Origin of the sequence: Pseudomonas sp. PB101 (assembly GCF_009764265.1) — a bacterium.
Classification (GTDB): Bacteria; Pseudomonadota; Gammaproteobacteria; order Pseudomonadales; family Pseudomonadaceae; genus Aquipseudomonas.
Genome location: NZ_RWIR01000018.1, coordinates 84460 through 110731 on the forward strand (window position 1 = coordinate 84460; position 26272 = coordinate 110731).

General features: G+C 61.1%; 22 protein-coding genes, 1 tRNA gene and 1 pseudogene. 12 read left to right on the forward strand and 12 right to left on the reverse strand.

The features are described from left to right. Positions 1-11: 11 nt before the first annotated feature. From EI969_RS05340 to EI969_RS05360, 5 genes are all read right to left on the reverse strand, one after another. Positions 12-1742 (reverse strand): fumarate reductase/succinate dehydrogenase flavoprotein subunit, encoded by a 1731-nt coding sequence (locus EI969_RS05340; RefSeq protein ID WP_160386274.1) that lies wholly within the window; start codon positions 1740-1742, stop codon positions 12-14. A gap of 2 nt (positions 1743-1744) precedes the next feature. After that, positions 1745-2491, reverse strand: coding sequence for a GntR family transcriptional regulator (locus EI969_RS05345; protein ID WP_160386276.1), 747 nt, complete (start codon positions 2489-2491; stop codon positions 1745-1747). Between the two features lie 210 nt (positions 2492-2701). Beyond that, a complete protein-coding gene (locus EI969_RS05350; protein ID WP_160386278.1) occupies positions 2702-3670 on the reverse strand; it encodes a Gfo/Idh/MocA family protein in 969 nt (322 codons plus the stop codon). Between the two features lie 15 nt (positions 3671-3685). Continuing rightward, positions 3686-4573, reverse strand: a complete 888-nt coding sequence (locus EI969_RS05355) for a Dyp-type peroxidase (RefSeq protein ID WP_160386280.1) — start codon at positions 4571-4573, stop codon at positions 3686-3688. Positions 4574-4682: 109 nt separating this feature from the next. Further along, positions 4683-5723, reverse strand: a complete 1041-nt coding sequence (locus EI969_RS05360; RefSeq protein WP_160386282.1) for an AraC family transcriptional regulator — start codon at positions 5721-5723, stop codon at positions 4683-4685. A 208-nt stretch (positions 5724-5931) separates the two neighbouring features. On the opposite strand from EI969_RS05360, the gene EI969_RS05365 reads away from it, so the two are divergent. Further along, positions 5932-6879, forward strand: a complete 948-nt coding sequence (locus EI969_RS05365) for a transporter (protein WP_160386283.1) — start codon at positions 5932-5934, stop codon at positions 6877-6879. A gap of 130 nt (positions 6880-7009) precedes the next feature. Here the strand turns inward: EI969_RS05365 and EI969_RS05370 are convergent, their stop codons facing one another. From EI969_RS05370 to EI969_RS05380, 3 genes are all read right to left on the reverse strand, one after another. Beyond that, positions 7010-8218, reverse strand: coding sequence for a DSD1 family PLP-dependent enzyme (locus tag EI969_RS05370; protein ID WP_160386392.1), 1209 nt, complete (start codon positions 8216-8218; stop codon positions 7010-7012). A 74-nt stretch (positions 8219-8292) separates the two neighbouring features. Continuing rightward, positions 8293-9687: a D-arabinono-1,4-lactone oxidase gene (locus EI969_RS05375; RefSeq protein ID WP_371925862.1), complete on the reverse strand. Its 1395-nt coding sequence runs from the start codon at positions 9685-9687 to the stop codon at positions 8293-8295. Between the two features lie 22 nt (positions 9688-9709). Beyond that, positions 9710-10096 carry a cytochrome c5 family protein gene (locus EI969_RS05380; RefSeq protein WP_160386284.1) on the reverse strand — a complete coding sequence of 129 codons (387 nt, stop codon included), beginning with the start codon at positions 10094-10096 and terminating at the stop codon, positions 9710-9712. 266 nt (positions 10097-10362) lie between these two features. Here EI969_RS05380 and EI969_RS05385 point away from each other — a divergent pair, with 266 nt between their 5' ends. Both EI969_RS05385 and EI969_RS05390 read left to right on the forward strand, forming a co-directional pair. After that, on the forward strand, positions 10363-11988 hold the full coding sequence (locus EI969_RS05385; protein WP_160386286.1) for an NADP-dependent glyceraldehyde-3-phosphate dehydrogenase: 1626 nt from the start codon (positions 10363-10365) through the stop codon (positions 11986-11988). Between the two features lie 44 nt (positions 11989-12032). After that, positions 12033-13073 (forward strand): FUSC family protein, encoded by a 1041-nt coding sequence (locus EI969_RS05390; RefSeq protein ID WP_160386396.1) that lies wholly within the window; start codon positions 12033-12035, stop codon positions 13071-13073. Positions 13074-13088: 15 nt separating this feature from the next. On the opposite strand, the gene EI969_RS05395 is transcribed toward EI969_RS05390, so the two are convergent. Then, on the reverse strand, positions 13089-13982 hold the full coding sequence (locus EI969_RS05395) for a DMT family transporter (RefSeq protein ID WP_160386288.1): 894 nt from the start codon (positions 13980-13982) through the stop codon (positions 13089-13091). Positions 13983-14118: 136 nt separating this feature from the next. On the opposite strand from EI969_RS05395, the gene EI969_RS05400 reads away from it, so the two are divergent. Together EI969_RS05400 and EI969_RS05405 are read left to right on the forward strand one after the other, a co-directional pair. Continuing rightward, complete coding sequence (locus tag EI969_RS05400; protein WP_160386290.1) at positions 14119-14556, forward strand: Lrp/AsnC family transcriptional regulator; 438 nt, start codon at positions 14119-14121, stop codon at positions 14554-14556. Positions 14557-14612: 56 nt separating this feature from the next. Beyond that, positions 14613-14942: a YceK/YidQ family lipoprotein gene (locus tag EI969_RS05405; RefSeq protein ID WP_160386292.1), complete on the forward strand. Its 330-nt coding sequence runs from the start codon at positions 14613-14615 to the stop codon at positions 14940-14942. A 59-nt stretch (positions 14943-15001) separates the two neighbouring features. Here EI969_RS05405 and EI969_RS05410 read toward each other — a convergent pair whose 3' ends face one another. Further along, positions 15002-15673, reverse strand: a complete 672-nt coding sequence (locus EI969_RS05410) for a Bax inhibitor-1/YccA family protein (protein ID WP_103393095.1) — start codon at positions 15671-15673, stop codon at positions 15002-15004. Positions 15674-15796: 123 nt separating this feature from the next. Between EI969_RS05410 and EI969_RS05415 the strand changes: the two genes are divergently transcribed. The 5 genes and pseudogenes from EI969_RS05415 to EI969_RS30410 form a co-directional block, all read left to right on the forward strand. Next, a tRNA-Ser gene (locus EI969_RS05415) sits at positions 15797-15884 on the forward strand. Between the two features lie 560 nt (positions 15885-16444). After that, positions 16445-16951: a sigma-70 family RNA polymerase sigma factor gene (locus tag EI969_RS05420; protein WP_160386294.1), complete on the forward strand. Its 507-nt coding sequence runs from the start codon at positions 16445-16447 to the stop codon at positions 16949-16951. Continuing rightward, positions 16948-17916, forward strand: a complete 969-nt coding sequence (locus EI969_RS05425) for a FecR domain-containing protein (protein ID WP_160386296.1) — start codon at positions 16948-16950, stop codon at positions 17914-17916. The genes EI969_RS05420 and EI969_RS05425 overlap by 4 nt, the downstream gene beginning before the upstream one ends. A gap of 96 nt (positions 17917-18012) precedes the next feature. After that, positions 18013-20439, forward strand: coding sequence for a TonB-dependent receptor (locus EI969_RS05430; protein WP_160386298.1), 2427 nt, complete (start codon positions 18013-18015; stop codon positions 20437-20439). Positions 20440-20532: 93 nt separating this feature from the next. Beyond that, a pseudogene (locus EI969_RS30410) lies at positions 20533-20625 on the forward strand (patatin-like phospholipase family protein); the annotation flags it as partial. Positions 20626-20936: 311 nt separating this feature from the next. On the opposite strand, the gene EI969_RS05435 reads toward EI969_RS30410, so the two are convergent. Together EI969_RS05435 and EI969_RS30760 are read right to left on the reverse strand one after the other, a co-directional pair. Continuing rightward, a complete protein-coding gene (locus EI969_RS05435) occupies positions 20937-21416 on the reverse strand; it encodes a VOC family protein (protein ID WP_160386300.1) in 480 nt (159 codons plus the stop codon). Between the two features lie 96 nt (positions 21417-21512). Beyond that, positions 21513-23648, reverse strand: coding sequence for a calcium-binding protein (locus tag EI969_RS30760; protein WP_160386302.1), 2136 nt, complete (start codon positions 23646-23648; stop codon positions 21513-21515). 633 nt (positions 23649-24281) lie between these two features. Between EI969_RS30760 and EI969_RS05445 the strand changes: the two genes are divergently transcribed. Continuing rightward, positions 24282-24842: a YSC84-related protein gene (locus EI969_RS05445; protein WP_160386304.1), complete on the forward strand. Its 561-nt coding sequence runs from the start codon at positions 24282-24284 to the stop codon at positions 24840-24842. A gap of 193 nt (positions 24843-25035) precedes the next feature. Continuing rightward, positions 25036-26250, forward strand: a complete 1215-nt coding sequence (gltS, locus tag EI969_RS05450) for a sodium/glutamate symporter (protein WP_160386306.1) — start codon at positions 25036-25038, stop codon at positions 26248-26250. The last annotated feature ends 22 nt before the right edge of the window (positions 26251-26272 follow it).

Below are 26272 nucleotides of genomic sequence, written 5' to 3' on the forward strand. Positions count from 1 at the left end.
GATTGTCGGCATCAAGCCGCATCGGCACCGACCCGCAACCGGTCGTAAGCCTGCATCTCGTCGGCATCCAGCGGGATGATGTAAGGCTCGACGGCTTTCTTGAAACTGCTCATCAAACCGTTCTGGTCTTTCTTCAGATGGCAATGGCAGAACCAGTCGCGATCGTTGCGTTGCGGGTGATCGACGCGATGGTGGTACAGCCCCCAGCGGCTCTCGGCGCGGAACAATGAAGCGCGGGCGGCCATTTCGGCGCAGTCGCGGATCATGCTGACTTCCATGGCGCGCATCAGCTCATGGGCGTTGTGGGCCTTGATCTGGTCGAGGTCGCGCTGGATGTCGCTGAAGCGTTGCAGGCCGATCTGCATCTTCTTGGTCACTTTCGGCGGTTGCAGGTAGTCGTTGACGAAGCGCCGCAGCTTGTACTCGACCTGGGCCGGTGGCAGGCCGTGTTCGCGATCGAGCGGCGCGTAGACCCGCTGTTTTTCCGCTTCGATCTGTGCCACATCGAGGGCGGAAAACTCACGCCCGGCGACAAAATCCGCCGCGTTGTTGCCGGCGAACCAGCCGTAGGTGAAGGCGCCGAGCATGTAGTTGTGCGGCACCGCGGCCATGTCACCGGCCGAGTACAAACCCTTGACCGAGGTCTCGGCCTTCTCGTTGACCCACACCCCCGACGCCGAATGCCCGCTGCAAAAGCCGATCTCGGAGATGTGCATCTCGACCATCTGCGTGCGGTAGTCCGTACCGCGATTGGCGTGGAACTGGCCGCGACTCGGACGCTCGTTGCTGTGCAGGATCTCTTCGATGTTCTGGATGGTTTCCTCGGCCAGGTGATCGAGCTTGAGGAACACCGGGCCGTTGCCGCTTTCCAGTTCCTGATGGAACTCCCACATCATCTGCCCGCTCCAGTAGTCGCACTCGATGAAGCGCTCGCCCTTGTTGTTGGCGGTGTAGCCGCCCAGGGGACCGGTGACGTAGGCGCAGGCCGGGCCGTTGTAGTCCTTGATCAGCGGGTTGATCTGGAAGCACTCCAGGTTCGCCAGCTCGGCCCCGGCGTGGTAGGCCATCGAGTAGCCGTCGCCGGCATTGGTCGGGTTTTCGTAGGTGCCCATCAGGTAACCCGAGGACGGCAAGCCGAGGCGTCCGGCGGCACCGCAGGCGAGGATCACCGCCTTGGCCTTGATCACATGGAAGTCCGCGGTGCGGCAATCGAAGCCCATCACGCCGTTGACCGCGCCCTCTTCATCCGTCAGCAAGCGCGTGCAGACCAGGCGATTGGTGATGCTCACCCGCGCGCGTTTCAACTGGCGGTACAGGACTTTCTTGATGTCGTGCCCTTCCGGCATCGGCAGCACGTAGGCGCCCATGTGGTGGACCTTCTTCACCGCGTAGTCGCCGGTTTCGTCCTTCTCGAACTTCACGCCCCAGCGGTCCAGTTGCTCGATGGTCTCGAAGCTGTGGGTGGCATAGGCGTACACCGCGGCCTGGTTGACGATGCCGTCGTTGGCGATGGTGATTTCCTTGGTGTACTGCTCCGGCGTCGAGTGGCCGGGAATGATCGCGTTGTTCAGGCCGTCCATGCCCATGCTGATCGCGCCGCTGCGCTTGACGTTGGCCTTGTCGATCAACAACACCCGCAGGTCGCGGTTGCGTTCCTTGGCCTTGATCGCCGCCATGGGGCCGGCGGTGCCGCCGCCGATCACGACGATGTCGTATTCCTGTTCGAGGGTGTTGCGTGTCATGTTCAAGCCCCTTTGTGCCGGTCGATCCGCAGGCGGTACTGGAAGGCATCGCCACGGTAGTAAAGGTGTTCGAAGTCCAGCGGCTGGCCGGCACAGTCGTGGGTCAGGCGCTCGATACGCATGATCGGCGAGCCGGGTTCGACGTTCAGCGCCTGGGTCAGGTCGCTGTCGGCCAGTACCGCATCGATGGCCAGGTCAGCGTGACCCAGGGCCAGGCCGCAGTCGTTTTCCAGGATCAGGAAGATGTCGCGGGTGACCAGGTCGGCCTTTTCCAGACGCTCACCAATGGTCTTGGGCAGGTAAGTGACTTCCAGGGACACCGGCTCGCGATTGATCAGGCGCACCCGTTTGATCTGCGCCACGATCTCGCCTTCGGCGACCTGCAAACGCTCGGCGACGAGCTTGTCGGCGGCGATGAACCTGAAGCTGCGCAGACGGTTGATCACCTCATAGCCACGCCCGGTCATGGACTCGGCCAGGCCTTGCAGGGTGCTGACGTTCTGGAAGGTTTTCGGCTTGGCGACGAAGGTGCCTTTGCCGTGGATCTTGAAGATCAGCCCTTCCTTCTGCAGGTCGCCCAAGGCCTGGCGCACGGTGATGCGACTGACCTTGAACAACGCGCCAAGCTCGCTTTCGGAAGGCATCTGGCTGTCTTGCGGGTACTCGCCGTCGAGGATGCGCGCACGCAGCACGTCTCGCAGCTGGGTGTGCAGCGGGACGCTGCTCAGGGATAGAACGTTATCGGTCATGGCAGATCACTTGTTATAACGAGTTATGACGTGATCTTAGAGAGGTTATGGCAGGCTTGAGAAATACCGAATGCGCATAAGGTTAGATGCGCAACGCAATCCGAAACTGTAGGAGCGAGCCTGCTCGCGATAAACCCGAGAACGCCGTGGGGTGTCAGACTTCCAGCGTTATCGTTGACGACCATCGCGAGCAAGCTCGCTCCTACAGGTTCAGTGGCGCTTGAGAATCTGGTCCATCACCCAGTCGGTCTTCAGCGCCTGCTCAGCCATCGCCGGATGCTGCGCCTCGCCACGAATATGTGCATTCATGCCCAATACGTGGTGCCACTGGATGTGGGCGTGATGCTCGATGGTCAGGCTCAGGTGTTCATCGGCGTGCAGTTCGACCGGGTGCTCATCGAACACCGAAAATGTGATCCGGCCTTGGCTGCCGATCACTTCGACCCGGTCTTCGCGGCGGTCGGTGACGAAGTTCCAGCAACCCATGCCCAGTGCGCCGCTGGCAAACCGCCAAGTGGCGCTGACGGCATCTTCGGCGGCGTACAAACCGGCCTGCCGGGCGGTGAACCCGGCCACTTCGACGATATCGCCGAACAGGTACTGGAACAGGTCCAGGCCATGGCTGGCCAGGTCGGCGAAGTAACCGCCACCGGCAATCGCCGGGTCGGTGCGCCAATTGTTCGCGCCCTCCAGATCCGCCGCCGACGGCGCTTTGGTGAGGGTCCAGGTCAAGTGCCGGACCTCGCCGATCCGCCCCTCCTCCAGCCATTGCCGCACTTGCCGGAAGCGTGGCAGCGAACGCCGGTAATAGGAGACGAACAGGTGCAGCCCGGCATCGGCGAAAACCTGCTGCATCTCGCGGCTTTGCCCGGCGTTCAGCGCCATCGGTTTTTCCACGCAGCAATGCTTGCCGGCGGCGGCCACCTGCAGGGCGTAGGCGTGATGGCTGTCGGGCGGCGTGGCGATGTACACCGCGTCGACCTCGGGATCGTTGATCAACGCTTGCGCATCGGTGTAGACCCGCGCGATGCCGTGGCGCGCGGCGTAGTCGGTGACGGCTTCCAGGCGCCGGCCCATGACCGCCACCAAGGCCGATCCGGGCGCCTTGTAGAAGGCCGGGCCGCTTTTGCGTTCAGCGACACTGCCACAACCGATCATGCCCCAGCGCACCCGGTTCATAAGCTCTCCTTTTGCTCAGCCGACGCGCAATGCGCGCAGGTCCAGTCGACCGTCCTTGAGCGGCGGGCACCAGTAGTAGCCACCGGTGAGCGGACGACTGATGCGGTACAGACCGTCGGTGATGCCGTCTTCCAGACCGCTCATGCGGCGCAGTTGGGCTTCGAAGGCGTCGAGGGAGAAACCGAAGGCCAGGAACATCAGGCCGGCACGCTCGCCTTCGATCCACGGCATCGAGCGGCGCACCACGAAGGCCTCGGGCGCGAAGCTTTCCTGGGCGGTGCGTTTGACGTGGGCGGAAACCGGCGCGTCGTCGATCTCTTCGTTGTCGCTCAGGCGGCGGCCCATGATGTTGTCCTTGTCATCGGCCGACAGCGCATGGAAACCTTGCAAGTCGTGCTGCCATTGCTGGATCGCGGCGAAGCTGCCACCGACCGTGCCGTCCGCGCCCTCACCCACCAGGGCGGCAGCGGCTGCGGCTTCATCGTGGGGGTTTTCGGTGCCGTCTTCGTAGCCGGTCAGGTCATGGCCGGTCATGTGGCGGAAGGTTTCGTTCATCTGCACCAGGCGCAACGCCGGAGCCAATGCGGCGGCGATGGCATTGCTGCGGTTGAGCAACTCACCACGGTCTTCGCCGTGCAGCCAGCACCAGAGCGCGTGCTGGGTCGACGGGTTGTCGACGCCTACGCCGGTCAGTGCCGGGAATGGCCGCAGACCTTCGATCTGCCCGTCCAGCGCCTTGACCAGGGACTCGCCGAAGCCGACCACCACCGACTTGCCGTCCACCAGCCCTTGCAGCTTATCGAGCGCGGCCGGCAGTGCAGCGGCGGATTCGAGCGCGAAGAACATATGGCGGGCTTGAGGCGGAACGGGGGTGGCGAGAATGCCCGGCTGGTAATGACTCATATGAACTCCTTGAAAAAGAGCACGGAGTTTAACCGGAGTATGAGGGTTTGTGTGCCGTCGGAGGCCAGGAACCTGTGGTGAAAAGCCAAGCCCTTTCACCACAAAGAGATCAAACCAGGCTGGGGCTGTCGTTGCGGAACGCGCTCGGGCTCATGCCGGTCCAGCGCTTGAACGCCCGGCGAAAGCTGCGCACGTCGCTGTAGCCGACTTCTTCGGTGATGCGTTCGATGGACATGTCCGGGTTGGCCAGCAGGCTCATGGTGCGGGCCTGGCGCACCTGTTCCAGCAAGGTTTCGAACGTCAGCGCGTGTTCGGTGAGACGGCGGCGCAAGGTGCGGCTGCTCATGTTCAGGTCGCCGGCGATTTTCTCGATGTGGCTGCCCTCGGTCAGGTCCCGGGCAATCGCCCGTTCCACCGCCTGGATCAGATCCATTTTCTGGTGCACTTGCGCCGCTTCCAGCTCGAGCAGTTTCACCGCCTGACGCAGGGCCAGGGAATGGTGATTGGGCAACTGCACGTCCAGCCAATGGGCATCGATCAGCATGCGGTTTTGCAGGCAGCCGAAACGCACGTCCGGCCCCAACAGGCGTGCGTATTCGTCGAGATAGCCCGGCGCGGCATGCATGAACTCTACCGCCACCGGCTTGAAATCCGCCCCGACCAGCGCCCGGCCGTACACCAGCAGGCTGGCGAAAAACTCCTCGACCGCGAACAACTGCACGTCGGCGAACGGCAAGCGGCATTCAACGTCGACAAACACCCGGTCACCCGCCTCCTCCACACTCGATACGACAATGCCGCCGGAGGTGTGTTGATGGCGGATGCCCAGTTCAAAGGCATCGCGCAGGGTCTTGCACAGCGACAACACGTGCCCCAGCAGCCCCAGCGTACCGAGCACGTTCTGCGCGCCGACCCACAGGCCCAGGCCCTGATTGGGCAGGACTTTGAGCGCGCGCTGAATCATGGCCACGGCCTGGCGATAGGAAATGCGCTGCGCGGGGTCCTGAAGGTCTTCGAAGTTGAAACCCAAGCCTCGGCACAGGCTCTGTGGGTCGATGCCTTTTTGCTCGGCCACGTCGGCCAGGGTCTGCAGGAGAAACGGCGACACCAGCGCCAGTTCAAAGGTGGGGTCAATCACTTTCATTTGCATGGGGCTATACATTCCGGGTCGAGCTGCATTCTTATTTTTGTAACCGGTTATGTCGAAGGAAGTTAGCACAGGGTGCAAAGGCTGTCCGCAGAAGTCCCCCTAAATGGCCGCCAATACCCTGCCTTGTAGGGCGCAGACAGCTTATTTCTATGTTGCGGCCCTCGTATGGATGCCGGACAGCCCGCCAACAATAATAACGAGTACACCCATGACCCCGATCCGCAAGACACTTCCCCTGATGGTCATCAGCCTGGCCGGCGTCTGCGCCCTGCAACCGGCACTGGCCACCGAGGCCGGCGTGGACAACATCGGCCCCGGCACCGACGGCTACTTCATGTTGCCGCTGTCGCCCGACAGCCTTCCGGACAACATGCTTGCCTTCAACCTCTACTACAACCACTACAAGGCCACGAAGCTGAACATCAGCTCGTTCGGCGGCAAGGTGCCGAACGTCGAGATCGAATCCACGGCGGTCATTCCGCGCCTGGATTACCTCAGCCCGGTGCGCGTGTTCGGCGGCCGGCTGGCGGGTTACATCGCGCAGCCCTGGCTCAAGCAGGAAGTCTCGGTGTTCGGCCTGCCGCAGGACACCCGTGAAGGCATGGGTGACACAACGTTTGCGCCGATCATTCTCTGGGACATGGGCCCGAACCTGACCCTCGGCGCCGCCATTGAAGTCACGGTGCCGACCGGCGAATACAGCGTCGATCGCCTGGCCAACACCAGCAACAACTTCTACACCTACAAACCGCTGTTCTCCTTCACCTGGCTGCCGACGGACAGAACCGAGGTGTCGATGAAGACCACCTACAGCTTCAACGAGAAGAACAAGGACACCGACTACAAGTCGGGGCAGATTTTCCACTTCGACTATTCCGCCAGTTTCAAGATCACCGATGACCTGATGTTCGGGCTGAACGGCTACTACCTCAAGCAGACCACCGACGACAAACAGTTCGGCCACACCGTGCAGTTCAATGGCGAGGACGTGAACGACGGAGTGCGTGGGCAGGTGTTTGCGATCGGTCCGGCCCTGCACTGGACCTTTCTCAAATATGCCAGCGCGGAGATTCGCTGGGCCAAGGAGTTCGACGTGGAGAACCGGCCTGAAGGGGAAATGCTTTGGGCCAAGGTCAGTATTCCCTATGCGTTTTGACTGAACTGACGCCATCGCTGGCAAGCCAGCTCCCACAGGTATCTGCGGCGTACAAAAATTTGTGTACGACAAAGTTCACTGTGGGAGCTGGCTCGCCAGCGAAGGCGGCGGCACATCCACAGAAATCCCTTCAGGAATACACCGGCCAGCTCTCCACAATCTTCCCACCCCGAACCGCCAGCAAATCCCCGAACTGCAACAACACCGACTCCGTCTGGGTTGGGCGCAAGAACACCTGATCTTCAACCGCCAACCCCACCGCCGCCGAGCCGTTGACCATTTCCTGGTTCGAACTGCGGCCATACACACCATTGCTCTGCAACCCCGCTGGCGATTCGAGCTCGGCCATCCAGTTACCGCCATAGATGAAATACGTCTCGCGCTGATTGGTGTCCCACCAGGAGAACAGCCTGGATTTGTCGTCCAGCGCCGGAATGTTCACCGCCCCGGTGCTTTTCAATACCGGCGTGGCGATGTAGGCCGCTGGCACATGCTCGATCAGTGACGGCAAATCATAGTGAGTGGGCTTGAGCATCGCGGTCCCCACCGACACTTCGCTGCTGAGCTGTTCGCGTTCATGCATGCCATAGCTCGGGCTGCCGGCCGTATTGAGCGTCAGCCCTGCATGCCACAAACCGGGGTACTGTTGACGGGTGAAATCGACACAGCGCTTGTAGATCACCATCACCTTGGCAAACAGCTCTTCGGGCGAGCCCAGAATCCCCGGCACGCCCATGCCCACGAACGGGTCGTAGCCCATGAACCCGGCGAACTCCAGGTGCTGCGGGTGCTGGCAGATCAGCGCCAGCATCTGCCCGAGTACGCCAAGGTCGCTGACGCCACCGCGATGCAGGCCGACATCCAGCTCGATGTTCACCCGCAACCGCGTGCCCAGCCCCTGGGCCAGCGCGAGGTATTGCTGCAAGCGCTGCGGCGTATCGAGCAGCCATTGCAATTGCTTCGCCGGGTCGAAGGGCCCCTTGTGCGATTGATAGAACAGCTCGGCCGAACGCACCGGCAGCGGCTTGCCCAACAGAATGTCGGCGGCGGGAAACTGCACGGCGTCATGATTGAGGAACGGTTGGTGAAACGACATCAGGCGTTGCGTGCCGGCGCGCCGGGCGATGTAGCTCAAGAGTCCCGGTGCCGGCAGTGATTTTTCCACCAGGCGCAGGTGTTTGCCGCCACGCTTGACCGACTGCATCACCACATCGACGTTGTGATCGAGCCGGTCGAGATCGATCAGCATCACCGGGCGCATCGGCCCGTGGTCCTTGAGTTCGGCGTTCAGCATGCGGAAGTAATCGCTGTACGGCGCACCCCGGTCACCCGGGCGCAGCCACGCCCCGACACCCACCAGCAAGGCGCCGACACCCGCAGTGCCGAGCAGGAAATTGCGGCGATTGACGGCCATCAGCTCACCCCCAGGATCGATGACAAATGCGCATTGAGGAATTTGCCGCTGGGGTCGATCGCCTGCCGCACCTGGATGAACTCCTGCCAGCGCGGGTACAGCGGCTGCAGGTTTTTCGCGTTCAGCGTGTGCAACTTGCCCCAGTGCGGCCGGCCGTTGTACTTCCAGAAAATCTGCTCGATGGCGGCGAAGAAGTTGTGATGGTCCATCTGGTAATGCTGGTGCACCGAGATCGAACAACTGTCGCGGCCTTCGAACATGCTCAGGGGAATGTCGTCGGCCTTTACGTAGCGGTACTCGATCGGAAACCAGGTGCGCAGGTCCTTGTTCTGGATCAGCTTGAGGATCTCGCGCAAACAGGCCGGGCCGTACTCGGCCGGCACGGAATACTCCATTTCGTTAAAACGCACCGTGCGCACGTTGGCGTAGATGTCGAACGAATCGCCCACCCGGTCATCGAAACTGGCCAGGTGGCGCAGGCTGTTGAGCATGCTGCGGCGCAAGTCCGGAAAATCACTGCCGTATTTGTCGATCTTCTCGATCAGCGTGACAAACTCGTTGCCACCCTCCTCATCCGCCGGCACCGGCGGTGTGGCCGGGTCGGTGGTTTCGTTCAAGGCGATCGACAAGGCGTAATCGGAATGGGTCACCACGAGCATTTCCCAGTGCTGGTTTTCCCGGGTGTTCTTGTCCAGGTCTTCCAGCAGCTCTTCGGTTTTAGCGATCCACTGGCGCTCCCGCAAGCGATACGCCGGGCGATTTTGCAGGCGAATTTTCGTGGCCACCCCGAGCGCGCCGAGCGATACCCGGGCGGCGTTGAACACGTCAGGATGACGCGTGCTGTCGCAGTCCATGACCTCGCCGCTGGCGGTCACCAACTGCAAACCACAGACATGCGCCGAATAGGATTGAAAGTGCTTGCCGGTACCGTGGGTCGAGGTAGAAATCGCGCCGGCCAGGGTCTGATAATCGATGTCGGCCATGTTCTGCAGGGCCTGGCCGATGTCCTTGAGCGGCGTGCCCATGCGTGACATCGGCGTGCCGGCGGCGAACTCGGCTTGCAGGGTTTGCGGGTCGTGATCGAGCAAGCCCGTGAAATAGCTCAGCGACAGCAAGGTGCCGTCGGTGGGCACCAGCGCGCTGAAGGAATGCGCCGAGCCCACCGGGCGAATCCTGCCGGGGGCCTGGCGCACCACTTGCGTCAACTCATCCAGGTTCTTTGGCGCCAGTCGCGCCGCCGGCAGGCAGCTCTGGCCGCCCGACCAGTTGCGCCAGGGAATCAGCCGTGGCGCGCGCAGCAGCTCGGCCAGTGCCGGCGTCGAGCCAAGCGCGGTAAAGGCGCCGATGACGCTCGCCCGTTGCAACAACTGACGCCGTGTCAGGTCCATCGTCATGAATCGCACCCTGCCGTTCTTGTTATTGGATGGGCTGGCCGGACATAAAGGCAATCAGCGCCAGGAACTGTTCTTGCGAACACTGCATGCACATGCCCATCGGCGGCATGCCGTTGTAACCGTTGATCGCGTGATCGAGCAGCGTGTCGGCACCCTGCAATACCCGTGGTTGCCAGGCCTTGATGTCGCCGGTCAGCGGCGCCCCGGCCGCCGGGTTGGCATGGCACAGCTTGCAGCTGTTGTCGTAGACCTGCGCCAGCTCGGCGTCGGCGGGCCGTGCGGCGCCTGCTTCGCTGCGGGTCGGCGGGGTGTTCGACTGTTCGCCGCACCCCGCCAGCACCACCGCGAAGATGCACCCCGCCAAGGCCAAACAAAGGCTAGGCTTTTCAGTTAATCGGCTTGCCCGCATGGCGGTCCTCTCATGGGTTGCCCGGCCAGCCGGGTGCAGCTTTTTTGTTGTGATCAAGCTGAGGTCAACACTAAGGCACCCGGCGTGGGTGGGTTGAGGGCATTGGGGGCCAACAAGGGGCGCTTCTGAGGCCATGACGCAGGGCGTCGATAAATCGGCAATCCGTCACGCTGTGGGGCAAAACCCTGAGATGAGTCATGACAAGGGTAACCGGGGTCTGCTAAAACGATTCATCAGTGCATCACCCAATCCAGAGGGGTAGCGACATGACCACAGCCAACATTCTCCAGAACCTGTTCCCGAGCCCCGCCGACATCCCGGAAAAATACCGCCTCGACGGCCAGACCGAGCAGCGCGAGTACCTGGTCGATGGCGTGCTGAAAACCTGGAACGGGCCGCTGGCCCAGGTCCGCAGCCCGGTGTACTTGAACGGCCCGGATGGCGACGAGCAAGTGATCCTCGGCAGCACGCCGCTGCTGGATGCCGAGACCGCATTGACCGCCCTCGACGCCGCCGTCCGTGCTTATGACCGCGGTCAGGGCCTGTGGCCGACCATGCGCGTGGCCGAGCGCATCCAGCACGTCGAAACCTTCCTGGGGCGCATGCGCGAGCAGCGCGAAGCCGTGGTCAAGCTGCTGATGTGGGAGATCGGCAAGAACCTCAAGGATTCGGAAAAAGAGTTCGACCGCACCTGCGACTACATCGTCGACACCATCAACGCGCTGAAGGAACTCGACCGCCGCTCCAGCCGCTTTGAACTGGAACAGGACACCCTCGGCCAGATCCGTCGCGTGCCGATGGGCGTGGCCCTGTGCATGGGGCCTTACAACTATCCGTTGAACGAAACCTTCACCACGCTGATCCCGGCGCTGATCATGGGCAACACCGTGGTGTTCAAGCCGGCCAAACTCGGCGTGCTGCTGATTCGCCCGCTGCTGGAGGCCTTCCGCGACAGCTTCCCGGCCGGAGTGATCAACGTCATCTACGGCAGCGGCCGCGAGACGGTCAGCGCGCTGATGGCCAGCGGCAAGATCGACATCTTTGCCTTCATCGGCACCAACAAGGCCGCCAGCGACCTGAAAAAACTCCACCCCCGACCTCACCGCTTGCGCGCGGCGCTGGGCCTGGATGCGAAAAACCCGGGCATCGTCCTGCCGGAAGTGGACCTGGACAACGCGGTCAGTGAAGCGCTGACCGGCTCGCTGTCATTCAATGGCCAGCGCTGCACCGCCCTGAAAATCCTGTTCGTTCACGAAGACGTGGTCGAGTCCTTCATCGACAAGTTCAATGCCAGGCTGGCCAGCCTCAAGCCCGGCATGCCCTGGGAAAGCGGCGTCGCCCTGACACCCCTGCCGGAATCGGGCAAGGTCGCCTATCTGCACGCACTGGTGGCGGATGCCGAGAGCAAAGGCGCCAGGGTGGTCAACCCCAACGGCGGCGAGGCCCGGGCGTCGTTCTTCTACCCGGCGGTGCTGTACCCGGTCACGCCGCAGATGCGCGTTTATCAGGAAGAACAGTTTGGCCCGGTCGTCCCGATCGTGCCGTACCGTCACCTGGATACCGTGATCGATTACGTGCTCGAGTCGGACTTCGGCCAGCAGCTGAGCATCTTCGGCACCAACCCGGTGGCGGTCGGCCGCCTGGTGGACACCTTCGCCAATCAGGTCGGGCGCATCAACCTCAATGCGCAATGCCAGCGCGGCCCGGACACCTATCCTTTCAATGGGCGCAAGAACTCGGCCGAAGGCACCTTGTCGGTGCATGACGCACTGCGGGTATTTTCGATCCGCACCCTGGTGGCCACCAAATTCCAGGAGACCAACAAGGACCTGATCAGCGAGATCATCAGCGGCCGCAGTTCGAGTTTCCTGACCACCGACTACATCTTCTGAGGAGCGCCAGCCTGAGTACGTCCACAGCCCAACGCTTGCCACCGCTGCTGCGCCGCTTGTTGCGGCCCTTGCTCGACCCGTACCGGCGCTACCGCCATGCCCGGGTGATCCATGCGGTGCGCGTATCGCTGGGGTTGCTGGCGACGATCCTGCTGACCACCGGGATCAACCTGCCCCATGGTGAGTGGGCCTCGGTGACGATGCTGGTGGTGATCGGCGGCTTGCAGCACCACGGCAACATCGGCAAGAAAGCCGCCGAGCGCGCCATCGGCACCTTGATCGGCGCCGGTGTCGGCCTGGCGCTGGTGGCACAACACGCCTGGCTCGGGATGCCTTGGCTGACTTATTTCGCGATGTCGGTGGTCTGCGGGTTTTTCTCGTATCACGCCATCGGCAAGGGGGGTTACACGGCGCTGCTGTCGGCGATTACCGTGTTCATCGTCGCGGGGCACGGCGACAACCCGGTCACCGACGGCTTGTGGCGCGGGGTGGACATCCTGATCGGCATTGCCCTGGCCCTGGCGTTTTCCTTCGCCCTGCCGCTGTACGCGGTATATTCCTGGCGCTACAACCTGGCCGATGCGCTGCGTGATTGCGCGAAAGTCTACGGGCGCATCATTGACGGCCAGGCCATCACCGCCGACGAACACCTCAAGCTCATGACTCGCCTGAACGCGGCGATGGTGCAACTGCGCTCGTTGATGCCGTCCGTGTCCAAGGAAGTGAAGATTTCCATGACCGAACTGGACGCCATCCAGCGCAACCTGCGCATGTGCGTGAGCACCCTGGAGATCCTCGCCAATACCCGACCCGACGCCAATGATCCCGAGGCGATGAGGCTGATGCAAACGGCATTGAAAGCCGAGCATCGACAGATTCGCGTGCAATTGATCGGCATGGCCAGGGCGTTGAAATCGGGCGCCGCCCAGCGGCTCAATCGTCCTGTGGATGTGCCGCTTGTCAGCCTCGATGCCCCGGTCTACAACACGCTGGATGGCTATCGTTTGTTGACTCAACAACTGGCCGCCAACGTCGGCGAGATGCGCCAACGCCTGGCCAAAAGCGCGCCGCGCTGGAACATCTGACGCCTGGCTCGCGGGTTACGGCGTCACCGTGCGCCGAAACTTCAACGACCAGCCTTGTTGCATGCCGGAAGCCGCCAGCAGAATCGCCGCGACGCCGAGCCATTGCAGCGGCTCCAGGCGATGGCCAAAGGCAAACCAGTCGACGAAAATCGCCGCGATCGGGTAGATGAAGGACAGCGCCCCCGTCAGCGCAGTCGGCAGTTTTTGAATCGCACCGTACAACAACACGTACATCACGCCCGTGTGCACCATGCCCAGCGTCACCAGGCTGGCCCACGCGCTCGGCGCCTGGGGCAATACGGAAAGACTGGCGAAGGGCGCGAGCAACAACACACCGGTGCTGACCTGGATCAGCGCGATCAAGTGCGGTGGTGTCCCCGTCAAACGCTTGATGATCAGCGCGGCAATCGCGTACAGAAGCGCCGCGCCCAAGGCCAGGGCAATCCCCGTCAGGTAATCGCTGCCGCTCTCGCCCTGGCTGCCATGGGCGCTGACGATTGCCAGCATCCCGAGGAACGACACGCCCAGCCAGAGCAGTTTCTGCGTGGTGATCTTTTCGTTGAGGAACAGCACCGCCAACCCGACCAGCATGAACGGCTGGACGTTATAGACGGCGGTGCCGATGGCAATCGACGCCCGGGAGTAGGACGCGAACAACAGCACCCAGTTGCCGACAATCGCCACACCGCTGAGCACCGCCAGCAAGAAGGTCGTACGGGTCAGAATGCCGGGGCGCAGAAAGCCGAAGGCCGCGCAAATCAGCAGCAAGGTGCCGGCACCGAACAGGCAGCGCCAGAACACCACATCGAGCACCGGTTGCCCGGACACCAGCACGAACCAGCCGATGGTGCCGGAGATCAGCATGGCGGCCGTCATTTCGAGCGAGCCGCGGCGTAGGGTTTTGTCCATCATCAGACTCCTGTGTTTGTGGGCAAAGTATGCCAATGCACCCAGGCACCACTCCATAGCAAAAAGCAGGCTAAACTCGGGATCTGCCTTTTTTATCAAGGCCGTTTTGAATAAATGCCTAACAGAGGATTTCGCCATGACCGATGACATCGACCAGGTGCTGATCGCGGCCCTGATGGAAGATTCGCGACGTTCGCTCAAGGCCCTGGCGCAGATCAGCGGCCTGTCCTCCCCCAGTGTCGCCGAGCGTCTGCGCCGCCTGGAAGAGCGTGGTGTGCTCAAGGGCTACACCGTGGAGATCGACCCGAAGAGCTTTGGTTATCAACTCCAGGCCATCGTGCGCATTCGCCCGTTGCCCGGGCAACTGCAGGAAGTGGAGCGGCAAATCATGGCCATTCCCGAATTCACCGAGTGCGACAAGGTCACCGGCGACGACTGTTTCATTGCGCGCCTGCATGTGCGCTCGATGGAACAACTGGACACCCTGCTCGACCGCCTCAACACCCACGCCGAAACCAATACGGCCATCGTCAAGAAAACTCCGGTCAAGCGCCGGTTGCCGCCCATGGCGTAAGTGATATTTGTTTCAGAGTGAAGTAGATTGGCGTTTTCCGGCGAAGGATTGACGGTATGAAAACTCAGGCAATGCTGCTCGCGGCAATGATGCTGGCGGGTTGCGGCACGATTCAGACGGTTGTGCGCAGTGACGAAGTGGCCTCCAAAAGCCTCAGGGAACAGAAGAGTTATTGCGGCGCCGTACCACGTATCTACAGCGGCGTGACCTACGATTTCTGCTACCTGAACGCCCCCCTCGAAGACGGTCGGGATGCCCAGGTACATGGTCCCGCCCCCGCCGTGGTGTTGCTCGACGTGGTCGTGTCCGGGGCGATGGATACCTTGCTGCTGCCCTACACCATCTACCGCCAGCAAGCCGATGGCAGCATTGTCATTACAGAGTAGTGCTGAATTTCAGGTAATAAAAAACCCGCCTGGGCGGGTTTTTTACTCAATGCCGACGATCAGTCATCGCGACCCATGATGCCGAACAGCTGCAACAGGCTGATGAACAGGTTGTAGATCGACACATACAGGCTGATGGTAGCCATGATGTAGTTACGCTCGCCGCCATGAATGATGGCGCTGGTCTGGAACAGGATGCAGACCGAGGAGAACAGCACGAAACCTGCGCTGATCGCCAGTTGCAGGCCGCTGATCTGGAAGAACATGCCCGCCAGCGTCGCACCCAGCAGCACGAAGAAGCCCGCCGTGATGAAACCGCCGAGGAAGCTCATGTCCTTGCGGGTGATCAGCACATACGCCGACAGACCGCCGAACACCAGCGCCGTCATTGCGAACGCCGAGCTGACCACTTCCGCGCCGCCCTGCATACCCAGGTAACGGTTGAGGATCGGGCCGAGCAGGAAACCCATGAAACCGGTCAGGGCAAATGCCGACACCAGGCCCCAGGCCGAATCACGGAGTTTGTTGGTGAGGAAGAAAAGACCGTAGAAGCCGATCAGCACCACGAAAATATTCGGGTAGCCAACACGCATCTGCTGGGCAACGAAGGCCATTACACCGCTGAATGCGAGCGTCAGGGCGAGCAAGCCGTATGTGTTGCGCAGGACGCGGCTAACCTCTAGCTGCTCAGCCTGCACGCTGTTATTAACTGCGTAATCCTGTTCGCGCATGGCGACACTCCTGTTGGTTTGAAACGTTCAGTCGCAAAGATCATAACAGACGCCCTGTAACAAGCTATGCAGAGAGTTTGACAGTGTGTTTCATTCAGGTATTATGGCGCCCGCAACGCAAACGGAGGTGTGGCCGAGTGGTTTAAGGCAACGGTCTTGAAAACCGTCGACTGTAACAGGTCCATGAGTTCGAATCCCATCGCCTCCGCCATCTTTATACGACAAAGCCCTGATTATTCAGGGCTTTGTCGTTTCTGGCTTTCCGCTTTTCACATCCAGATCCTGATCCGTTACAAAACTCTCCTGATTCAACCCCTACTCCGGCGTTCTGCTGACCGTTAAAAAGCCTTCATGAAATACAGTGCTTCACTGACCTCATAACCGAGGAGCTCAAGGTGATGAGCAACGGTGCTCAACACAACTCGCACCAAAACAGGACCATGCTCGTCGCCAGGCCGCTAGCGGAGATCCCGATTCCAAACATCACGCCGCAAAACAGAGTTTTTGCCCACATGGCCCGAACCTCCGGATACCGCATTCAATGAATGCTTGAGTATGAGTACCCGAGCAAAATCCAGGCCATTTGGTATAGGTACAACCAGGGCTCGGCAATTGCTCTGAGACGGTCTCTTCGAGTGGTGAAAATTCCCCGGAAAAGGGTTCGCTCCCCCTGCTTTTTTGGGTAAACCACCCAAAGGACAGGATTGCACTGTCGCTCATCCCACAGGTACCATTGAGAACGATTCACACTAACATCTGGAAAGCCGACTAGTGCAATCTCCTCCGTCCAGCAAGCTGGGATTCTTTTTCAGCGATCACCACCGTTGGCTGCTGCAGCATATTCATCGACACCTGCGCAATCACGCGGACGCTGAGGACACCGCCGCCGATACGTTTTGCCAGTTACTGGTGGCGCGGGTCGATCCCGACAGCATCGAACAACCTCGCGCTTACCTTTCGACCATTGCCCGCCGGCTGATCTTTGACCGTCATCGCCGGCGCAAGCTGGAGCTGGCCTACCTTGAGCGCTTGTCCAACCTGCCCGAAGCGCTGGCCCCCTCCCCCGAAGAACAGCTGCTGTTGATCGAAGCCCTGGTGGCCATCGACCGGGCTATCGACGGCTTGCCGATGCTCGTCAAGGCCACCTTCCTCTATAGCCAACTGGATGGCCTGAGCTATGTCGCGATTGCGCAGAAGCTGGGACTGTCGGAGCGCACTGTCAGTCGCTACATGAAACAGGCATTGCGTCAGTGCTATCTGAGCGAAGTATCGCCATGAGCAAGCCGCGCCTGGACCCCGTCAGTGAGCAGGCCATCGACTGGATGGTCAGGCTTCGCGCCGGTACGCCCGATGCAGCACTGCAGGAGCGTTTCAACGCGTGGCTGGCGATGGATCGTGCGCACAGCCAGGCCTGGGCAACGTTGCAGGATCGTCTCGGCGGTTCGTTCAACACGGTTCGCGCGCTGGATCGGCGTTTGCCCGGTCAGGCCAGCGAAGCCCGGCAAGTGCTCTTGCAGCCTCATGCTTCGCGGCGCGACGCCTTGCGGGTGATCGCGGGTCTGGGCCTGCTCGGCGGCGGTGTGTGGCTGGGCGCCGGGAGTCAGCTGGGTGATGCGCTACTGGCTGACCTGCACACCGGACGCGGCGAGCGTCAGACCTTCAAGCTGGCCGACGGCAGTCGCCTGAGCTTGAACGCCAACAGCGCCGTGGACCTGCGCTTCGATGACAAGCAACGGCTGGTGATCCTGCGCCACGGTGAACTGGTGATTGACGTGGCGCCCGATCCCCGCCGGCCGTTGCGCGTGCGCACCGCTGAAGGTGAAGTGCGCGCGCTGGGCACCCGGTTTCTCGTGGCCCAGGAGCAAGAAGCCAGCCGACTGGTGGTGTTGCAGCATTCGGTCGAAGCACGGTTGTTCGACGGCACAGTGCAAGTTGTGCAGGAAGGTCAGTCGGCGCTGCTGCATGCCCGGCAAATTGCCCTCCTTGCCGGCGATCAGCGCAGGCGAGCCGACTGGTTGAACGGCAGGCTGAATGTGCTGGACGAATCCCTTGAGCAAGTGGTCGACGCCCTGCGCCCTTACAGTCGCGGTTTTGTCCGCGTGGCACCCCAGGTTCGCGGCTTGCGTGTCCAGGGTGTGTTTCCGCTTGACGATCCCGACCGCGCGTTCAATGCCCTGGCAGAAACCCTGCCCATACGGGTGGATCGCTACAGCCCCTGGCTGACGCTGATCGGTTCGAAGTAAAACGCTGTTTTTTTTGATAATCGATCTTATTCGTGTCCGGTTTTCATTTCTCATCCCACCTATCTCCTGACACTTCCAAACAAACAGGAGAATGTTGTGTTCAACACATGGCCCCACGCCCTTTCCGCCGCCGTTGCCCTGGCAACCCTGGCGACCCCTGCCCTGGCGCAAAACCTGACCTTCAATCTGCCGGCCGGCCCACTCGCCGGCACGCTTAATGCGATCGCCGGCCAGAGCGGGCAAATCATCTCGCTGGAGCCAGCGCTGGTGCAGGGCAAACAGGCGCCATCGGTGATCGGCCAGATGTCGGCCGAGCAAGCGATGCAGAGGGCTCTATCGGGCAGCGACTTGCAGTTGCGCGTGACGGATCAAGGCAACTTCAGCGTTGAACCGGCTCCGCAGAGCGGCGCGGCACTGCAATTGGGTGTCACCAACATCGTTGAACGCAACACCGACGCCACTACCGAAGGCTTGGGTTCCTATGCCGCGCGGGCAGTGACCATCGGCAAAGGCACCCACACCCTCAAGGAAATTCCGCAGTCGGTCACGGTGATGACCCGCAAGCAGATGGACGATCAGGATATTGTCGATCTCAAGGACGCGGCCAACAAGACCACCGGCCTGGTCGGGGCCCAAGGCGTCGGCCGAGGCTTGATCCTCAGTTCCCGCGGTTTCCAGATCGATGACTGGCAATACGACGGCGTGCCGATTCCGCGCAACACCTACGCGCTGGGCAACTGGGCCACGCAGGACATGATCTTCTTCGATCGCATGGAAGTACTGCGTGGCGCATCCGGTCTGCTGCAAGGCACCGGCAGCCCTGGCGGCGCGGTCAACCTGGTGCGCAAACGCGGCCAGGCCACACCGACAGTGACCCTCACCGGCAAGGCCGGCTCCTGGGATCACTACGGCCTGCAACTGGACGCCGGCGGGCCGCTGAACCAGAGCGGCACCGTCCGTGGACGCTTCATTGCCGACCAAGACGACAGCCACTCCTTCATCGATTCCGAATGGTACAAGACCACTTCGCTGTACGGCGCGCTGGACTTCGATCTGCGTGAAGACACCACCCTGGGTTTTGCGGTCAGCCAGTCCGACGGCGAATCGCGCTCGAACGTCCGCGGCTTCCCGCGCTACGCTGACGGCAAACCGATCGACCTGCCGCGCAAGACCTACACCGGTGCGAAGTGGAACCATTCGGACATCGATGTCACCACCCTCTACACCGACCTGGAACACCGTTTCAATGACGAATGGGCCCTCAAGGCCGGCGCCGTGCGCATGACGGAAACCAACAAAGCGAAGAACCAGCGGGTGCAAACCATCGACAACGGCATCGAGCCCGATGGTACCGGCGTGGAGTACGCCGACTTCGTGACAGACCTGGACTCCACCAAGATCGGCCTGGACATGAACCTCAATGGCAAGTTCGAAGCCTTGTCCATGCAGCAGGAAATCATGGTGGGCGGCAACTATTCCAAGTACAGGTCAGACGACAAATTCGCCCGGACCTTCAATGACGGCACCGACAATATCTTCGACATTGATCACGACCGTCCGGAGATCAGTTACGAAGGCTTGCTCGACTCCGGTGGATTCGGCACTCAGAGCAAATATGACATCCGCCAGAAAGGCCTGTATGGCAGCTGGCGAGTCAAGCCGATCGATCCGCTGACCCTGGTGCTCGGCTCGCGGGTCAGTTGGTACGACTACAGCTACACATCGTGGAGGCAGAACGCGACCAGCATGACCGCCGACCCTGAAAGCACCAGCAACGAAAACGGCGAAGTGACGCCCTACGCCGGCATCGTCTATGACCTGAGCCGCGAATGGGCGGTCTATGCCAGCTACACCGACGTGTTCACACCGCAAACCGAACGCGACACGGGCGGCTCGGTGCTCAAACCGATTATCGGCACCAACTACGAAATCGGCCTCAAGGGCGAGTTGCTCGATGGTCGGGTCAATACGTCCCTGGCCTTGTTCCGTTACGACCAGGAAAACCGCGCCACTCTCGATACAGAGGGTGAGCAATCCTGTAACGGTTGGTACTGCTCGAAGGCCTCGGGCAAAGTGCGCAGCCAGGGCCTCGACGCGGAAATCAGCGGTGAAGTGATCGACAACCTGCAACTGTTCGCCGGTTACACCTACAACACCACCAAGTACCTCAAGGACCCGGACAATGAAGGCAAAGTCTTCAGTTGGTGGACGCCCAAACACATGCTGCGCGTGTGGGGCAACTACCAGTTCAGCGGCGACTGGAACCGTGTGAGCACCGGTCTGGGCTTCACCGCCCAAACCCACACGCTGGGTTACGACCACGCCGTCAACGTACCGGGTTACGCCGTATGGAATGCCCGTCTCGGCTACCAGCTCACGTCGGAAATCGAGCTGGCGATGAACGCCAACAACCTGTTTGACAAGACGTACTTCACTGCGGCCTACAACCAGATCAATGGCAACAACAACTATGGCGAACCGCGCAACGTGATGTTCAGCGTGAAGTACACCCCGACATTCTGACCCCCATCGAGCCGGAATCCGTTTCCGGCAAGAGGGCCTTGCCGACCCGCCAGCGACACTTGTTCGAGACATTGGCGCACAGAGACTTCCGTCATGGCGAGCAAGACCGCAAGCGTATTCGCTGGCGGTGGCAGCCTGGGGGCGGTGCAGGTGGGAATGTTGCGGGCCCCCGTAGGAGCCGGCTTGCCGGCGATGGATTCAGGTGCGCCGCGTTTATCCGGGTTACACGCGTTATCGTTGACGACCATCGCTGGCAAGCCAGCTCCTACAAGGGACCGCGTCCGGATCGAAACACGCCATACCTGTAGGAGCCGGCTTGCTGGCGATGGATTCAGGTACGCCGCGTTTATCCGGGTTACACGCGTTATCGTTGACGACCATCGCTGGCAAGCCAGCTCCTACAAGGGACCGCGTGCTGGTCGAAACACGCAATACCTGTAGGAGCCGGCTTGCCGGCGATGGACTCAGGTGCGCCGCGTTTATCCGGATTACACGCGTTATCGTTGACGACCATCGCTGCGATGCGGCGACCCGACAAGCTGCCCTAGCTCCTGGGCCAGTCCGATGAGTATTCCCTCGGGACCCCGGATGTAGCAGAGACGATAGGCATCTTCGTAGCGGGCCACTTTGCCGACGAGCTGTGCGCCGCGCTTTTGCAGCCGGGCGAGTGTGTCGTCGATGTCCTCCACGGTGAACATCACGCGCAGGTATCCGAGGGCGTTCACCGGGGCGTTGCGGTGATCGGCGATCACGGGGGGTGCCAGAAACCGGGATATCTCGAGCCGGCTGTGACCGTCCGGCGTGCGCATCATGGCAATCTCGACGCGCATGTCGTGCAATCCTGTGACGCCATCGGCCCACTCGCCTTCGATTGGCGCGCGGCCCTCGAGCTCAAGGCCCAGCTCGGTGAAAAATCCGATGGCAGCGTCGATGTCCTCTACAACGATGCCGATGTTGTCCATACGCTTGACCGTCATGATGTCTCCCTGGCACTTGAAGGGGCGTGCGGTACCTCTGCAACCGCGCCTGAGGCATGCTCACGCCATCACCTGGCGTGAGCATACGTCGTTCACTCAGGTAAAGGCGAAATCCGCTTCGCCGATGCTGGCCTGTGCCACGCCGCTCAAGGTGATGGTTCCCACATCCGGCTGGCCAGTGACGCTGATGACGGCCTCGCCGAACTGTTCTGCGATGGTGAGATTGGCGAAGGTCAAACCGCTGGTGCTCAGGTCGATCAGGTCTGTCCCATCCTCGAAGTCGGCGATGGTGTCCGTTCCCCAGAGGGCCCCGAACTGGAACCTGTCCGCATCGAGGCCGGGTTCGAACTGCAGGCTGCCGACCATGAAGTCATCCGCCGCGCTGCCTACCAGCCGGTCATCCCCCGTGCCACCGATCATGAAGGCGCCTGCGCTGCCCGATTGCAGTGTGTCGTTGCCTTCATTTCCCTCGAGGGTCGTCTGGAAGGCGAACTCGGCGCTGCTGCCGATCACCAGGTCATTGCCGGCACCGCCGAAGGCACTGCCGAAATCCTCGATGGTGAGCGTGTCGTTACCCTCGCCGCCGAACAGATTGTCCAGGCCCGTGCCGCTGAGCAGCACGTCGTCACCCGTACCGCCATCGAGCAGGTCCTCCCCTGCCTGGCCGAACAACTGGTCGTTGCCGCCGAGGCCGAAGATCTTGTCGTCGCCATCAGTGCCGACGATGATGTCGTTGCCGTCGGTGCCCGCCGTGACGAATTCGGTATTGTTACCGAAGTCGCCCACCGTGAAGTTCTTGACGCCGAGGAACTTCACCGTGAAGTCGGTGCTGTCGAGCCGGCCGTTGTCATCCTCGTCCGCGATCAGCCAGGTGTTGCCCTGGCGGACCGTGTAGAGCAGATCGGTGATGCCGTTGCCGCCGCCGACCAGTACCGCGCCCAACTGTGGATTGAGCGTGACCTGGCCACGAAATACGAACTCATCGAACAGCTCGAGCGTATCGCCCCCGGCCACGCCTGCGCCCTGGAAGTCCTGGACGGTATCGAAGGTCGCGAAAGGTGTGTTCGGGTTGAACGAGCCAAGGAAGAACTCGAACTCGTCATTGCCGGCCCCGCCATTCAATTGGTCCGCCCCGGCGTCGCCTTCGAGCGTGTCGTCACCATTGCCGCCGAACAACTGGTCGTTACCGGCATCGCCAAACAGTTCGTCGTCGCCGTCCTCGCCAAACATCTGGTCGTTGCCGTCTTCACCGAACAGGTCATCGTTACCGATGCCGCCGAACAACTGGTCGTTGCCGGCATCGCCGTCCAGCGTGTCGTTGCCTGCACCGCCACTCACTATGTCATTGCCGTTGCCGCCGGCAAGCAGCGAGTCATTACCGGCACCACCGTCAATGATGTCGGCGCCGTCGTTGCCCGTGATGCTATCGCGGTCGTCGCCACCGTTGAGGATGTCATTGCCCAGCCCACCGGTAAGCAGATCGTTGCCCGCGCCACCGTTCAGGATGTCGTTGCCGGCGCCGCCGTCGACGATGTCATTGCCGTTGCCAGCGTTAATCACATCGTTGCCACCGAGCGCGAAGATCCTGTCGACCTCTGCGGTGCCGTTGATCACGTCATTGCCTTCGGTGCCACGCACGACAAAGGTCGTGGTGCCGAAATCGGCTTTTACGAGGTTGTGCCGGCCCGTCAGTTGTACAGAGAAGTCCGTAGCGTCAAACACGCCGTTGTCATTGGAGTCCGCGAATAGTAGCGTGCTGGCGGCACCTGCGACATAGAAGACCTCGGTGAAGCCATTGCCGCCGAAACCGAGCGAAGCACCCAGCGTCGGCACCGTGGTGCGAGCCCCCTCGAAAACCATCCGGTTGCTCGCGGTGAGAAGCAGGTTGTCACCTCCGGCAACGCCGGCACCCTGGAAGTCGGTCACCGTGTCGCGGGCCAGGGACGTGGAGTCCGCGCCATTGCCGATAAACCAGTTGAAAGAATCGTTGTCAGCCCCCCCGGTCAGGGTATCGGCACCGACATTGCCCGTGAGGCTGTCGAGTCCGGCGCCACCGCGAAGCAGATCGTTGCCGTCGCCACCGGAAAGTTCATCGTTGCCATCGCCACCCTCTACTGTGTCGTTGCCTCCGTCACCCAGGATAAAGTCGTCGCCGCCGAGACCGAAGATCTGATCAGCCTCCGGGTTGCCGAATATGAAGTCGCCTTGTTCAGTCCCATTGATAACAGCCATGGTACTACCCTCCATTAAAGGAAATGGTAAGCGTTAACTGCGTTACAGCGGGTTGAGGCAAGTTAGACAAACCCGAGGGGGCACAAGTGCGCCATTTTGGCTCACCGTTTATCGTGAATGCAGGCGCGTGTTCTGGCGTCTTTTTCACCCCTGGAAGGCGGCAACATGGCTAGCTCCTGAGCTCCAGGGCCGGAGGTTCAGAAAAGCCGCCATCTCCCGGCGCCCCGAGGAAACATTCGGAAACAGTTAAGACTTCCCTTGTAGGAGCCAGCCTGCTGGCGATGGTCGTTAACGATAACGCGCGTAACCTGGATAAACGCGGCGCACTTGAGTCCATCGCCGGCAAGCCGGCTCCTACAGGTGGGCGTGAACCGGATAAAACCGGCGCACTTGGGTTCATCGCCGGCAGGTATTGCGTTATCTGTGTCCTGGCGAACGAACACGGCCATCACGCAGTGGTCATAACAGGTGATGGCATCGCAAATGACAGGTTGGTCGCCAACCCACTTCATTCAGGAGCGCTGCTTGCAATTCACACATTTCAGGGTGCGACGGATAACCTCAGCGGGTTCGGTTCCTGCCTGACGCAGGTGCTTGCTGCTCTCGTCCAATGCTCCCTCAGCGGAGTACCAAATGACTCGATCAATACGCTTGTTCCTCTCGTTCTTCCTCGCGACCGCAGCATTGGCATCGGCCGGTTTACTGAACAATGCAGCAGCGGCCACCGCCGAGGATCTCAACGCCGATGCTCGACAAGCCTTGCAATCGCTGTACAAGACCAATCCTTTTTCCGAAACCATCTCGCACGAAGCCAAGGCGGTGCTGGTGTTCCCGAAAATCATCAAGGCGGGTCTCGTGTTCGGTGGCAGCTACGGTGAAGGCGTCCTGATGAAAGGCAGCAAAGTCGAGAACTACTACAACTCCGTCAGCGGTTCCTGGGGGCTGCAGGCCGGCGCCCAGTCGTACGGCTATGTGGTTTTCCTGATGACCGATAAAGCCGTGAAATACGTGGCCGAAACCAAGGGCTGGGAAATCGGTGTGGGGCCAACGGTCGTCGTGGTTGACGAAGGGGTTGCGAAGAACCTGTCCAGCTCGACGCTGAAAGATGACGCCTACGCGTTCATCTTCGACCAGCAAGGGCTGATGGCGGGTGTCAGTATCGAGGGAACGAAGATTTCCCTGATCAAGCGCTGAAGTCCGTCGTTTGATTGGCCATCGGGAGCGTGATGACGACTTGGCCGTTTAGGCTAGGCTGTCATCACTCCCGGCACGCAAATGTACCTGGTGATTGCGGCACAGGCCTGTATCGACCGTTCATTGATACAGGTCCATATATTGAATGTGCGAATCCTGATAATGATTTTTCAGTTTTCCAGGTAGGCCTTAAATGACTTCACAGCTCTTCCAGGTTCACGGCCTCGTGAGCTTCACCCTCGCCATCCTCCTGCTTTTCCTCGGCAAGACCCTCGTCCAGCACAACACCTTTCTGCGTCAATACTGTATTCCCGAATCGGTCGTTGGCGGCTTCGTCTGTGCGGCCGTGACGTCCTTGCTCTACTTCGGCCTGAATATCCAGATCGAATTCGATCTACAGGTACGCGACACCCTGCTGCTGTATTTCTTCGCCGGCATCGGCTTGAAATCGGACATGCGCCAACTGCTCAAGGGTGGCCGCCCGCTGCTGATCCTGCTGGTGCTCGCCGCTGTGTTCATTCTCCTGCAGAACTCGCTGGGCATGGGTGTGGCCCAGGCGTTTGGACTCGATCCCAAGGCCGGCTTGATGGTGGGCTCCATTTCCCTCACCGGCGGAGTGGGCACCACCCTGGCCTGGGCACCGCTTTTCGTCGATAAGCTGGGCATCGGCAACGCGCACGAACTGGGCATCGCCAGCAACACCGTCGGCCTGATTGCCGCCTGCGTCATCGGCGGCCCGATCGCCAACCGGCTGATACGGCGCTATCAACTGACGCCGTCCCGGGATGCGGAACTGGAGGTCGGCATTCTCGAGCAACAACCGGGCAAGGCACTGGATTACTACGATGTGCTCTGGGCGTGGATGTGGCTCAACCTGACCCTGATGCTCGGTTATGGGCTGAATCTGCTGCTGGTCGATGCCGGCGTCACCCTGCCCAAGTTTGTCAGCTGCCTGTTCGCGGGTATCGTCATTCACCACCTGGTACTGGCGTTTGTGGGCGATCAACGCCTGAAAAGCTGGAGCGGCGCCAGCCTGGGTCTGTCGCTGATCTCCGACATCTGCCTGGGCATGTTCCTGACCATGGCCCTGATGGGGCTTCAGCTATGGCAACTGAGCGGCGCCTTGATGTTCATCCTGTGCGCATTGACCCTGCAGATCCTGCTGACGGTCCTCTATACGTACTTTGTGGTGTTCCGCTGCATGGGGCGCGATTACGAAGCCAGCGTGATTGCGTCTGGATTCGGCGGGATCGCCCTCGGCTCCACCGCGACGGCCATCGTCAACATGTCGACCGTGACGCAAAAGTACGGCGCGGCGCACCAGGCCTTCCTGATCGTGCCACTGGTCTGTGGCTTTTTCATTGACCTGGTCAATGCCGTGATCATCAGTATGTTCAGTGGTTTGTAACGCTACGATGGGTCACAGGAAT

Excerpts from the sequence above, each read along its gene's own strand:
- EI969_RS05340 (WP_160386274.1), bottom strand. The coding sequence starts at position 1,742 with ATGACACGCAACACCCTCGAACAGGAATACGACATCGTCGTGATCGGC.
- EI969_RS05345 (WP_160386276.1), bottom strand. The coding sequence starts at position 2,491 with ATGACCGATAACGTTCTATCCCTGAGCAGCGTCCCGCTGCACACCCAG.
- EI969_RS05350 (WP_160386278.1), bottom strand. The coding sequence starts at position 3,670 with ATGAACCGGGTGCGCTGGGGCATGATCGGTTGTGGCAGTGTCGCTGAA.
- EI969_RS05355 (WP_160386280.1), bottom strand. The coding sequence starts at position 4,573 with ATGAGTCATTACCAGCCGGGCATTCTCGCCACCCCCGTTCCGCCTCAA.
- EI969_RS05360 (WP_160386282.1), bottom strand. The coding sequence starts at position 5,723 with ATGCAAATGAAAGTGATTGACCCCACCTTTGAACTGGCGCTGGTGTCG.
- EI969_RS05365 (WP_160386283.1), top strand. The coding sequence starts at position 5,932 with ATGACCCCGATCCGCAAGACACTTCCCCTGATGGTCATCAGCCTGGCC.
- EI969_RS05375 (WP_371925862.1), bottom strand. The coding sequence starts at position 9,687 with ATGACGATGGACCTGACACGGCGTCAGTTGTTGCAACGGGCGAGCGTC.
- EI969_RS05380 (WP_160386284.1), bottom strand. The coding sequence starts at position 10,096 with ATGCGGGCAAGCCGATTAACTGAAAAGCCTAGCCTTTGTTTGGCCTTG.
- EI969_RS05385 (WP_160386286.1), top strand. The coding sequence starts at position 10,363 with ATGACCACAGCCAACATTCTCCAGAACCTGTTCCCGAGCCCCGCCGAC.
- EI969_RS05395 (WP_160386288.1), bottom strand. The coding sequence starts at position 13,982 with ATGGACAAAACCCTACGCCGCGGCTCGCTCGAAATGACGGCCGCCATG.
- EI969_RS05400 (WP_160386290.1), top strand. The coding sequence starts at position 14,119 with ATGACCGATGACATCGACCAGGTGCTGATCGCGGCCCTGATGGAAGAT.
- EI969_RS05405 (WP_160386292.1), top strand. The coding sequence starts at position 14,613 with ATGAAAACTCAGGCAATGCTGCTCGCGGCAATGATGCTGGCGGGTTGC.
- EI969_RS05410 (WP_103393095.1), bottom strand. The coding sequence starts at position 15,673 with ATGCGCGAACAGGATTACGCAGTTAATAACAGCGTGCAGGCTGAGCAG.
- EI969_RS05425 (WP_160386296.1), top strand. The coding sequence starts at position 16,948 with ATGAGCAAGCCGCGCCTGGACCCCGTCAGTGAGCAGGCCATCGACTGG.
- EI969_RS05435 (WP_160386300.1), bottom strand. The coding sequence starts at position 21,416 with ATGACGGTCAAGCGTATGGACAACATCGGCATCGTTGTAGAGGACATC.
- EI969_RS30760 (WP_160386302.1), bottom strand. The coding sequence starts at position 23,648 with ATGGCTGTTATCAATGGGACTGAACAAGGCGACTTCATATTCGGCAAC.
- EI969_RS05445 (WP_160386304.1), top strand. The coding sequence starts at position 24,282 with ATGACTCGATCAATACGCTTGTTCCTCTCGTTCTTCCTCGCGACCGCA.
- gltS (WP_160386306.1), top strand. The coding sequence starts at position 25,036 with ATGACTTCACAGCTCTTCCAGGTTCACGGCCTCGTGAGCTTCACCCTC.